This is a genomic window from Pseudomonas edaphica, assembly GCF_005863185.1.
Lineage (GTDB): Bacteria > Pseudomonadota > Gammaproteobacteria > Pseudomonadales > Pseudomonadaceae > Aquipseudomonas > Aquipseudomonas edaphica.
The window spans coordinates 1-12,077 of sequence record NZ_VBVZ01000148.1 but is presented as its reverse complement, the minus strand read 5'-3'; the positions used below and the strand labels follow the sequence as shown (position 1 = coordinate 12,077).

The 12,077-nt window shown below is 60.4% G+C and carries 8 protein-coding genes; 2 read left to right on the top strand and 6 right to left on the bottom strand.

Annotation, left to right across the window (positions count from 1 at the left end; genetic code table 11):
- On the bottom strand, window positions 1-493 hold a 493-nt coding region (locus FEM54_RS12135), incomplete at its 3' end, for an FMN-dependent NADH-azoreductase (RefSeq protein WP_138451065.1).
- Window positions 494-586: 93 nt separating this feature from the next.
- On the opposite strand from FEM54_RS12135, the gene FEM54_RS12130 reads away from it, so the two are divergent.
- Complete coding sequence (locus FEM54_RS12130; protein ID WP_017136922.1) at window positions 587-1,441, top strand: LysR family transcriptional regulator; 855 nt, start codon at window positions 587-589, stop codon at window positions 1,439-1,441.
- A 3-nt stretch (window positions 1,442-1,444) separates the two neighbouring features.
- Here FEM54_RS12130 and poxB read toward each other — a convergent pair whose 3' ends face one another.
- The 3 genes from poxB to FEM54_RS12115 form a co-directional block, all read right to left on the bottom strand.
- Window positions 1,445-3,169, bottom strand: a complete 1,725-nt coding sequence (poxB, locus tag FEM54_RS12125; protein ID WP_099549123.1) for a ubiquinone-dependent pyruvate dehydrogenase — start codon at window positions 3,167-3,169, stop codon at window positions 1,445-1,447.
- Between the two features lie 162 nt (window positions 3,170-3,331).
- Window positions 3,332-3,826, bottom strand: coding sequence for a DUF934 domain-containing protein (locus FEM54_RS12120; RefSeq protein WP_017136920.1), 495 nt, complete (start codon window positions 3,824-3,826; stop codon window positions 3,332-3,334).
- A complete protein-coding gene (locus FEM54_RS12115; protein WP_099549122.1) occupies window positions 3,810-5,468 on the bottom strand; it encodes a nitrite/sulfite reductase in 1,659 nt (552 codons plus the stop codon). Before FEM54_RS12115 ends, FEM54_RS12120 begins: the two co-directional genes overlap by 17 nt.
- Before the next feature lie 422 nt (window positions 5,469-5,890).
- Here FEM54_RS12115 and FEM54_RS12110 point away from each other — a divergent pair, with 422 nt between their 5' ends.
- Window positions 5,891-6,958 carry an ABC transporter substrate-binding protein gene (locus tag FEM54_RS12110; RefSeq protein WP_138451064.1) on the top strand — a complete coding sequence of 356 codons (1,068 nt, stop codon included), beginning with the start codon at window positions 5,891-5,893 and terminating at the stop codon, window positions 6,956-6,958.
- On the opposite strand, the gene FEM54_RS12105 is transcribed toward FEM54_RS12110, so the two are convergent.
- Window positions 6,955-7,173, bottom strand: a complete 219-nt coding sequence (locus FEM54_RS12105; protein WP_017136917.1) for a DUF2970 domain-containing protein — start codon at window positions 7,171-7,173, stop codon at window positions 6,955-6,957. The genes FEM54_RS12110 and FEM54_RS12105 overlap by 4 nt on opposite strands.
- Before the next feature lie 125 nt (window positions 7,174-7,298).
- The coding region (locus tag FEM54_RS12100) for a dermonecrotic toxin domain-containing protein (protein WP_138451062.1) at window positions 7,299-12,077 on the bottom strand (4,779 nt) is incomplete at its 5' end.

Genomic DNA, 12,077 nt, shown 5'->3' with positions numbered 1-12,077 from the left:
CCTCCATATAGGGCTTCTGAAAGTCCATCCCCTGCGCGCCAGGTGCCGAAAAATCCATCCCCCGTGCATACACATTCACCGCGATCTTGTCATGCAACAACCCCCGCACTCCATGCTCCGGGCTGAACTCAAACAGCACGTCCTTCTGTGATACCACGTCGATAAAGTGCTTGAGCTTGTAGGGAATCGCGAAATTCCACAGCGGCACCGAAAACACCAGCACATCAGCTTGATGCAGGTGAGCCGCTAGCGCAGTGAGTGTCGTCCAGGCAGCGCTTTGTTCTGCGCTTAACGGCGTACCCGCGATGCCCGCGTATTTGGCGTCTATCACTGGCCCGTCGAACTCCGGCAACTCCAGCGCCCATAAATCCAGGGTCAGCACCTGGGTGTCCGGGGCGTTCTGCTGATAGCGAGCGATAAACTGACGAGCGATCTCCAGGGACGCGGAGCGTTGTTTGCGCGGCGAGCATTCGATGTGCAGGAGTGTGGTCATGGTGGCCTCGGGAAAGTTGACCTGGGCATTGCAACATAGCGAGCATTGAAATATAAATCGTATTTAAATCATCTATTGATCACAAATCAGAATATGTTCGATGCCTTGTTGCTCAAAACCTTCGTCACAGTGGTCGATGAGGGCGGTTTCAGCCGCGCCGCAGAGCGCCTGCACCTGACCCAGTCGGCCGTCAGTGGGCATTTGCGCCGCCTGGAGGAACAGGTGGGCAAACCCTTGCTCACCCGCACCACCCGGTCCCAGCAATTGACGCCCGATGGTGAACGGCTGATGGCCTATGCCCGTGGCATCCTCGCGTTGAACCGGGACGCCTGGGCCGAGCTGACGCGCTCGGCGATTAAAGGCAACCTGCGCGTAGGCGTATCGGAGGAGTTCGCGGATGCGCGCCTGTTACGTGAACTGCAAAACGTCGCGGCGCAATACCCTGGCATGCACATCAGCGTGCAAGTGGGCATTCCCGGTTCGTTGTTGAGTTTGATGAAGCAGGGTGAGCTGGAGGTGGTGGTCGGCTCGTTGTGCGAATCCAGTGAGCCAGGTTTGGCACTATGGCGTGAGCCGTTAGTGTGGGCCTGGTCCGGGCAGCCGCTCGTAGCCTTGCCGAACCCGTTGCCCCTGGCCTTGTTTCCCGAGCCTTGCCCGTATCGCGAGGCGGCGCTGACGCGTCTTGCCCAAGCGGGCATCGCCCAGCGCAGCGCCATGCAGTGCAGCAGTTACGCGGCGCTGCATGCCGCCGCAGCGGCCGGGTTTGCGATTGCACCGATGGCGCAGAGCCAGGTCGGGCCGGGCTTGGCGATACTCGGCGCCGAACACGGCTTGCCCGCGTTGCCCGATGCCGAGTTCCGCCTGTTCAGCGCCCCGGAGGCGGACCCGCGCCTGGTCGAGGTCGTCACCCAGGTGGTGGTCCGCTACGGCGCTGTTCGCTGGCACTGAGGCTCAGCGCAACCAGTTGGTGCGCGCCAGTTCGATCACTTCATCGCCACGCCCGCTCATCACCGCCTTGAGCATATACAGGCTGAACCCCTTGGCCTGTTCCAGCTTGATGGTCGGCGGCATCACCAGTTCCTGGGTAGCGGTAACCACGTCCACCAGCACCGGGCCGTCATGGGCCAGGGCGCGGCGCAAGGCCGGTTCCAGGTCTTCGGACTGCTCCACGCGAATGCCGAGGATGCCCATGGCGTTGGACATGGCGGCAAAGTCCGGGTTTTTCAGCTCGGTGCCGGTGTCCAGGTAACCGGCGGCTTTCATCTCCATGGCGACAAACCCGAGTGACGAGTTATCAAACACAATGACCTTCACCGGCAATTTCAACTGCGCCAGCGAGATGAAGTCGCCCATCAACATGGCAAAGCCACCGTCGCCGGACATCGAGATCACCTGCCGTCCAGGAAATGCTGCCTGTGCACCAATGGCTTGTGGCATGGCATTGGCCATCGAGCCGTGGTTGAACGAGCCGATCAGGCGGCGTTTGCCGTTCATCTTCAAATACCGCGCAGCCCAGACGGTGGGCGAGCCGACGTCGGCGGTGAAGATCGCATCGTCGTCGGCCAGCTCGCTGAGCAAGCGCGCCACGTACTGCGGGTGAATCGGCCGGTCGGCCTTCGATGGCTGCGCCAGGTCATCCAGGCCTTGGCGGGCTTTTTCATAGTGCTTGAGCGAGGTGTCGAGGAAGCTGCGGTCGGCCTTGCGCGTCAGGCGTGGCAACAGCGCATCGATGGTCTCGCTCACATCGGCGGCGATGCCCAGGTCCAGGGTGGCGCGACGGCCCAGCGCCTGCGGGTTGCGGTCGACCTGGATGATCCTGGCGTCGGTCGGGTAGAACTGGCGATAGGGGAAGTCGGTGCCGAGCATGATCAGCGTGTCGCAGTTGAGCATTGCGTGGTAACCGGAGCTGAAGCCGATCAGGCCGGTCATGCCCACATCAAACGGGTTGTCCCACTCCACATGCTCCTTGCCGCGCAAGGCGTGCACCACTGGCGCGCCCAAAGCATCGGCCAGGGCTACCACCTGGTCGTGGGCGCCGGCGCAGCCGCTGCCGCACAGCAGGGTGACTTTCTCGCTGCTGTGCAGGATCTCGCTGAGGCGCTGCAGGTCTTGTTCCGCCGGCAAAGTGCGCGGTGCGTGCAGGGCCGGCCAGGGCTTGAGTTTGTCTTCGACTTCCAGCAGCGAGATATCGCCTGGGATCACCACCACCGCCACGCCGCGGTTGAGGATCGCTGAACGCATGGCGCGGTGCAGCACTTGGGGCATCTGCGCAGGGTTGGTGACCAGCTCGATAAAGTGGCTGCACTCTTTGAACAGTTCCTGCGGGTGGGTTTCCTGAAAGTAGTTCAAGCCGATCTCGGAGGAGGGGATTTGCGCCGCGATAGCCAGCACCGGCACATGGTTGCGATGGCAGTCGAACAGGCCATTGATCAAGTGCAGGTTGCCCGGCCCGCAACTGCCGGCGCATACCGTCAGCTCGCCAGTGGCGGCTGCTTCGGCGCCGGCGGCGAAGGCGGCCACTTCTTCGTGGCGCACGTGCATCCACTCGATGCTGTCCATGGTGCGCAGGGCGTCGGTGAGGCCATTGAGGCTGTCGCCGGTCAGGCCCCAGATGCGCTTGATGCCCGCCTGTTCAAGGGTGGTCGCCAACTGCTGGGCCAGGTTGATTTTCGCCATGAAGAACTCCAATCGTCAGTGAGGTTAAAGGCTGCTGATCAGTAGAGGACAGTTCGAACACCGCGGATGTTCACCCTTGAATGTGAAGATTGCGTCACGGGGCCGACTAAACGCCGCGCATAAAAAAACCCTGGCAAGCCAGGGTTTTTCACAGCAGCAGGCTCAGCGGCGACGGAACAGCGGCAACGGTTCATCCGTGGCAGCCTGGTACGTGACCGAGAAGTCCTTGAGGCTTTCCAGCGCTTCATACGGGTCTTTGTCGGCGCGCAGGGCGAAGGCATCGAACCCGCAACGGCGCAGGTAGAACAGCTGGTCGCGCAGCACATCGCCAATCGCACGCAGTTCGCCCTTGTAACCATAACGGTCACGCAGCAGGCGCGCGTTGGAATAGTTGCGCCCGTCGGTGAAGGCCGGGAAGTTCAGGGCGATCACCTGGAAGTGCTGCACGTCGTCGCCGATCTCTTCGGCTTCCTCGTCGGCGTCCAGCCACACACCCAGGCCGCCGTCGCGGGCCTTGAGGGCGTGCCCGTGTTCACGCCACAGGGCCAGCGGCACGATCAGGTCGTCACAGTTGGAGATGCCGTCGAAGCTCGCGTCCTTGGGCAGCAGGTGCCAGGTTTCGTCGAGGACTTCGTTGTTCTTAATGATTCGCTGCATAGACGCGCTCCTTGAACAGGTCGATGCCGATGCGCTGGTAGGTGTCGATGAAACGCTCATCTTCGGTGCGCTGTTCGATGTACACGTCGATCAGCTTGCCGATCACCTCAGGCATGGCTTCCTGGGCGAAGGACGGGCCGAGGATCTTGCCCAGGCTCGCATCGCGGCTGGCGCTGCCACCCAGGGACACTTGGTAGAATTCTTCGCCTTTCTTGTCCACGCCCAGGATGCCGATGTGGCCGACGTGGTGGTGACCACAGGCGTTCATGCAACCGGAGATGTTCAGGTCCAGCTCGCCGATGTCGAACAGGTAGTCCAGGTCGTCGAAACGGCGCTGGATCGATTCGGCAATCGGGATCGACTTGGCGTTGGCCAGGGAGCAGAAGTCGCCACCCGGGCAGCAGATGATGTCGGTCAGCAGGCCGATGTTCGGCGTGGCAAAACCGCCTTCGCGCAGTTCGCCCCACAGGGTGAACAGTTGGCTCTGCTCGACGTCCGCGAGAATGATGTTCTGCTCGTGGGAGGTGCGCAGTTGGCCATAGCTGTAGCGCTCGGCCAGATCGGCGACGGCGTCCAGCTGTTTGTCGGTGATATCGCCCGGGGCAACACCGGTTGGCTTGAGCGACAGGGTCACGGCCACATAGCCCGGCTTTTTGTGCGCCAGGGTGTTGCGCGTGCGCCAGCGGGCGAAACCTGGGTGTTGCTGGTCGAGGGCAGCCAGTTCGGCGTCCTGATTGCTCAGGGCTTTGTACTCAGGGTCGACGAAGTGCTTGGCTACACGGTGTACTTCGGCTTCGGTCAGGGTGGTCTGGCCGCCGCGCAGGTGTTCCATCTCGGCGTCGACCTTCTGGGCAAATACCTCAGGGGTCAGCGCTTTGACCAGGATCTTGATCCGGGCCTTGTACTTGTTGTCACGACGGCCATAGCGGTTGTAGACCCGCAGGATGGCGTCGAGGTAACTCAACAGGTCCTGCCACGGCAGGAACTCATTGATGAACGCACCGACTACTGGTGTACGGCCCAGGCCGCCACCGACCAGCACACGGAAACCCAACTCGCCGGCGGCGTTGTGCACGGGCTCAAGGCCAATATCATGCACTTCGATCGCTGCGCGGTCCGAGGTCGAGCCATTGATGGCGATCTTGAACTTGCGCGGCAGGTAGGCGAATTCCGGGTGGAAGGTGGTCCACTGGCGCACGATTTCGCACCACGGGCGTGGGTCGATCAGCTCGTCAGCGGCAACGCCGGCAAATTGGTCGGTGGTCACGTTGCGCAGGCAGTTACCACTGGTCTGAATGGCGTGCATCTGCACGGTGGCCAGCTCAGCCAGGATGTCCGGCACGTCTTCCAGTGCCGGCCAGTTGAACTGTACGTTCTGGCGGGTACTGATGTGGGCGTAGCCTTTGTCGAAGTCGCGGGCAATCTTGGCCATCATGCGCGTCTGGCGCGAAGTCAGTTGGCCATAAGGCACGGCAACCCGCAGCATCGGCGCAAAGCGCTGAACATAAAGGCCATTTTGCAGGCGCAGAGGGCGGAACTCTTCTTCGCTCAGTTCACCTGCTAGGTAGCGTCGGGTCTGATCACGGAACTGCTTGACGCGGTCCTCGATGATGCGCTGATCGTATTCGTCGTATACGTACATATAGGTCCTGTTCTCGGCAAATCTGCGCGCACGGCCGCGCACTCCCAACGGAGCCGGCGCACGATACCAGTTTGCGTTTATGCGCAAAAGTGATGTTTGAGTATATGTAAATAACCAAATTGACTAATGAGAACCGTTATCGCGATACCCACATTTGTCATGCGGGCAATCATGATCTTTACTGTCGTCGAGTCTTAGTGCAATCACCTATAAAACCGACAAGAGGCGATGCGATGAGCAATTCAACCAAAGCACGTAAACCTGACAGTACCGTTGATGCCTGGGCCATTCTGTTTCTGATAATTTTGGTGGTTGGAACCGCCGTGTTCTGGGTTAGCCACCAATAAAGAAGGTTGATTGAACCTCGATTGACTGTCTCATTGCCATTATGATGGCGATCAACATTCGAGGCACAAACAACCATGCTGAAGGTTCTGATTGCGTGTGTGGGGTTGCTGGGCGTGGCCTATGGGGCGATGGCCCAGGCTACCTCAGTGGTGTTTCTCAACCCGGGCACGTCCGCTGAAAGCTTCTGGGTCAGCTATGCGCAATTTATGCAGGCCGCTGCCAAGGACCTCGGCCTGGATTTGCGCGTGCGTTATTCCGAGCGCAGCGCCGCTAACACCTTGGCCCAGGCCCGCGAAGCACTGCAAGGCAGCGAGCGGCCCGATTACCTGGTGCTGGTCAACGAGCAATACGTCGCCCCGCAGATATTGCGTTTGGCCCAGGGCAGTGGGGTCAAGTTGCTGATCGTGAATAACGCACTGACTGCCGATCAGGTGCAATTGCTCGATGCGCATAAAGATGCCCGCTGGATCGGCAGCCTGGTGGCCGACGACGAGCAAGCCGGTTACCTGATGCTCACCGATTTGTTGCGCAACCACGGCCCGGTGACGCCGGGCACTTCGTTGGACCTGCTGGCGTTTTCCGGCGCCAAGAACACGCCAGCCGCACAGTTGCGTGAACAAGGGTTGCACCGCGCCTTGGCCGAACACCCCGAAGTGCGCCTGCGCCAGTTGGTCTACGGCGAGTGGAGCCGCCAGCGCGCCTTTGAACAAGCCACGCAACTGTTCAAACGCTACCCACAGACGGCGCTGGTGTGGTCGGCCAATGATGAGATGGCATTGGGCGCCATGCAGGCGCTGCAAGACAGCGGTCGTGTGCCTGGCAAGGACGCGCTGTTCAGCGCGATCAATAGCTCGCCCGACATCCTCAAGGCACGCCTGGATGGGCGCCTGAGTACTTTGGTCGCGGGGCATTTCACCCTGGGCGGCTGGGCGATGGTGCTGATCAATGATGACGCCAAAGGGCTTGATATTGGCGCCTACGGCGGGCGTGACCGTAAAGAGGCGTTATTCCAGCTGATTGATGTCAACCAATCAAAACGTTTGTCAGGGCCAATGCCAGCGGTGGATTTCCGCGCACTGTCAGCCGTGGGTAAGCCCGTGTCCTACCGTTACCCGTTCAGCCTGCAACTGCTGTTGCATTAAACCCCGGCCAGGTGCAGTACCAGCTTGACGATGCCAAATAACGTCAGCGCAAACACCGCCGTAAACACAATACCCAGTACGACAAAATGACTGGGTTTGCCATGGGTGAAATCTCGAGCGCGGTTTTTGCCGCTTTGTACACCGAAGGCCGCCGCCATGATGCTGTGCAGCATCTGCCAGAAGGTCGGCGGCTTGTTGTTGGCTGGATCGTTCATAAAACCCTCGTCCGCAAGGCTGTCCTACAGAGCATAGACAATCGGGCCGCCTGCGACTGGCTTGTATCATCCCTCTGAACTCTGCTTTTTGATCGTTCCCACGGGAGGGAACGATCAGAACAACCTTACACTTCCAGGATCAAGAACAGTTTCTGATCCAGCGGCGCCTCAATCAGGGCCTTGTCCAGGTTGATCACGGCGCGGTTGTTTGCCCTGGCTTGATCAATCAGTTCCTTGCGGGTAAAGCGCCGCTCCGCCGGGGTCTTCAAGTGGCCGAAGTCAGGTTTTGATGCCGGCGACTCGACGGATCGGTAATGGAAATGCGCGAACCACAGGTCCGCATCTTCCGACCGTTGCCCGGGCTTGATTTTGCGCTTGTCGCGTATGACATATTCGGTGAGGTAGTCGCCGGCCTTCAGCGGCACGCGTTTTTTCACCAGGTTGATGTCGACAAAACCATGAGTTTGCAGATAGTCGACCTTAGCGGCTTTGGGGCGTTGCAGCAGGTAACCTTCGGCGCACAGCTGCCGAGCCTGGGCTGTTGCGGCTCTGGCCTCTTCGCGGTAGCTGTTCCTCAAGTCAATGGCGGGTTCGTCGGTCGCGCTTTTGAGTTCCTCGGCAAGTGCTTCGAATTTGGCCGCGTGCTGGCTCAACATTACATCCCAATCATGGGGATCGACTTCCTCACGTTGACTGGGCTCCAACAGTTTGCGCTGCTGGAAGCGAATGCTGGCATCAATGCCTGCGCGCTGAGCCTTGATGGCTTGGGCATCTGCCCTGATTCTTCTCAATGGGCGAGCCGCGGGCGTGGGCGCTTTGGTCGGCACGCTTGCGGGCTCGACGATTTTCCACACGCCTTCGCTGGCGTGTTCGTGGTACGTAGCGACGATGGCGCCGGTAAGCGTGTCGACAATGTCGACGTAATTGCCCGGTTCATCAGCCTGGCCGGTACGCACGTCGCCGACCAGGCTTTTCTTGTCGGCGGTTTTGATGACCCGTCGGCTGGCCGGTTTTTGTCGCTTGGCTTTGTCGCGGGCGGGCCTGGGGGCCAGCCGTTCTTCAACCAGGATCAAGTTGGCCAATTGCGCTTCGAGGCTGGTGCGGGCCTCGCTCAGTTGCTGCACAAATGGCGCGCGGTACTGCTCTCGCAGCAGCGCACAGTCCATGTCCGTCAGCGAGAGAACGGCGTTTTCCAGGCTTTCATAGCGCTGCAGCACATCCTTGAGTACGTTGATTTGCTCCGTCTCGGAGTAACCGGCAGTCGTGCGCATTTCCGTGTGTGCGTTGACAGTAGCGTAGATCTGGCGGTCGGCGAGGAGTTCCAGGAACGGACGCTCTTGGGGTTTATCGGCGTCAAGCGCGCGATTGAGCAGCACCTCGACCAGCGATAACAGGATGTGCTGCTTGATGACGAGCGAGGAAATGTTTTGGAATTCTGGATGCTCTTTCAACAAGCTTTCACGCAGTGCCGGGCTGGCTTGTTGCATGATGGCTTCGCATTTTTCTGCGCTCTCGAGCAGTTCATTGAGCGCCTCCAGTCGCTGCGTTGCGGCGCTGATATATTCGTCATAGCCATCAGTGATGTAGTTGGGCAGTTCCCTGTCGATACGTTTGAGCAACGCTGAAAAGCTTTCGCCGCGCTGGGTCTCCAGCGTGTCGGCGATTTTTTGATGCTGGTGCGCATAAGTCGCCAACCAGTGCTTGTAAATATTCGCCGTCGCGTTATCGCGTGCCTCTTTGTATGTCGGCTCTGTTCTGTCCAGCTCCATCATTTCCGTCGCCATGGCTTCGCTCTGTTGCAGCCCGGTTAGAAGCCCCTGCGCATTTGTGCGGTAATTGTCGACGGCGATATCCCATTGAACTCTGGCGCGCGCCGTGGAGCGTTGGCGTTGCGCATGGCGCTCGGCGATCCGGGGTTGCAATGCCGGCAACAGTCCGGGGTTGTTGAGCATTTCCCAGTCCTTTCTGAGGGCGAGTTTCTGTTCAGCCAATTGAGTGCGCGCCATGGTCACGGCTTGAAGAAGCTGCTGCAGATGGTTCGCCATCGGCGTTAATTCACGGCTATGAACTTCCAGCATTGGGTTCAGTTGTGCCAGCCGTTGTTTCTTGCGATCGATTAACGCAGCCACTCTTTGTCTGGGCATGCCGCCCTCCAGCCTGGCATGCCGGTCCAGCCGCCAATGCCCTTGGCCGTCGCTGAGCAACCTGAAGCCGGGGCGCTGCGGGTGCTGCGGATGCACCAGGTAGACCTCGTTGAAACCCGGTACCACGCTCACCTGGAACAGCAGGCCGCCGACGCTGGCGTGCCAGGCCCCGTCAATGCGGTACAGCCCTTTAAGCGCACCGCTGAGCTGCACGGGCGGCAACGTTTCAGGCCATGGCACCCGTACTTCCAGTAACGCGTTGAGCAGCTTGGCGCCGGCCCGGGGGCTGGCAATCGAGCGGCTGAAGTCCAGAGCCGTGTGGCCGGTGGCGGGTGGCTCGCCGGGCAGCGCCACGGCGCCATGGCGCACCTGTGGCGCCGCTTGCGCCGGTGGCCGTCCCGCCGCGCGGCGCCAGGCTTCCAGTTGCAGGGCGTGCTCCTGCGCGGAGGGTTGGGACAAGGGCTGTTGGGACCGATTGGCGGGCGCGGCGGCATGCAGCAGCACCATCGCGGTATTGAGCAACAGATCGATCAGTGCCAGCTCGCGGGTGGTGGGGTTATCGCTGTCCAGGCCGGCCAGATCCTGCTCCAGACTGCTGACCAGCACCAGGAACCAGCCAGCCAGCATGGCCGGGCCCTGCACCAGCGGTAACAGCAGGGTATTGAACAGCAGCCATGCGCCTTCCATCACCACGGCCCAGCGGCTTTCGTGGTTGGACACCGACTCGCGGTCCGCCAGGTCGACCAGGGCCCGTGCCGTGCTGCCGAACAGATGATTGAGCAGTTGACCGTTGACTTGCGATTGCAGCCATTCGCCTGCCCCTTCATCCACGGCCAGGGTCGCAGGTGCCGGATTTTCAGGGAGGCTGAATTCGTCCCCAGGCAGGAAGCGAATGATGTGCGGTTCCTTGATGCCGCCATGCTCGTAGATGGGGCGGGCCTTGTCGCTCAGCCACGCCAGCACTGTGTCTTGCAGCGCGCCGGGTACGGCCAGTGCGTCGAGCAGGGCCTGGCGGGTCGGGTATTCATGCAGGGCGTCGGCATACAGCGGCTGGTACAGCAGGTGCGGGCCGACACGCGCATCACGCGGTTCGATAATAAACGCATTATTGACCTCATCTGGCGCAGCGCCGGGTTTGCGGCACAGGGCCAATGGGCGCAAAACAATCTCCTGCTCGTCGACGACCCTGTCCGAGGGCATCTCGCCCATCAACGCCTTCACATAGCGATAACCGGTGACGGTGACGCCATGCTGCCCGCGGATCTTGTATTCCAGCGCCTGCATCGGCAGCTTGACCTTGAGTTCACGGGTAAACAGGGTTTCCCGGCGCCGTGCGTCAACCGTGTCGGACAACAAGGTGTCTTTGATTTTTTGCGGGTACATGGTGCCGATATCGACGCGCTGGATCAGCCCGGTACTGCCCAACAGATAGTCTGCGTTGAGCCAGCTTGGAAGGGGCGTTGCATTTTTGGAAAACAGCGTGAGTGTGCCTTTAGGCTTGCCGGCGAGGTTCTTCAGCGCCAGTTCCGTCAGCGACATGCGCACATGCTCGATAATGCCAGCACCGCCTGGGTAGCCGGCAGCCACGGCAAAGTCCAGCACTACCTCATCGGGGTCGCAGTCGCCATGATCGGTTTGCATCTGCTTGCGCAACGCATCGCGACTGAAGCTGTAGATGTTTTCTATGCCCTCATTGAACGCCTGACCCTGGTTTTGCCGCATCACCTGTGCCATGTCTTGCAGGTGGCGATGGTAGGCAAAGCGGTCAGCGTCGTTGGCTTGAGCGAGCCACGGTGGCAGGTGCTCATCGACCTTTTGCAAGGTCGCCGTTGCGGCTGTCGGCACCTGGGTAAACAGCAGCGCCGGATCGGTGAGTTTTTCCAGGCGTCGCCCAAGGGTCACTTCGTCCTGGCCCTGAAACTTCAACGTCGCCAGGTCTTCCAGTTGCTGATTGAGGATCAGGCCGGCCTGTTGCTCGAACACGTTGCCATCGGGTTCATTGCGTCGCCAGGTGAGGCTGTCGAACTGGAACCGCGTCTGCATGCTGGTTGCCCAGGCCTGGCCGAATTCATCCAGGCCGTCAAACACCTGAATATCCCCGGCCACGCTGTACAGCAGCACCTGCTTGTCGCGCACCAGCAGCAGGTCGGGTGTCAGCAGGCGAACTTCCTGGTCGGCATTGACGAGTGTGTTCTCAACAAAATAAACATAAGTGGCGGGCGAAGATTTGGGGAGACGCTCGGTCTGTGTCGGCCAGGTGGCGACGACCCTGAGCATGTCCTGCTGGGTCGGGTTCAAGCTCGATCCGCTCGTGGCACTCGCGGTCATCCGACCGTTGAGAAACTCGCCCAGCCACTGCCAGCGGCTGCTGCCATGGCTGTCGGTTTCGCTCCAATAGTCGGCCAGCGCCGCCTGGAAATACAGGTGAATCGATTCGGGCAGGTCATCAATGATGCTTGCGATTGCCTGCATGTCGATCAGCGTCGGGGCATCAGGCTTGAGGATCGTGGGGATCTGTTGCGTCAGATAGTACGCCAGTTCGCGTTTGGGCCGCAGGTCGAGCAACTGTGGGTTGAGCACATGGGCGATGGCGATTTCCATCAGCGGTCTGTAGGTGTACACGCCGTCCGGGTGTGGAATAGCCAGCTTAAGCGTGGACAGGTCCAGCTTGAGTGTCGGATAGCGTTCCAGGATGCGGCTGCGCAGCGCATTGAACACCACGGAATACAAGGCCGGGCGCGTAGCGAAATGCGCATGGAT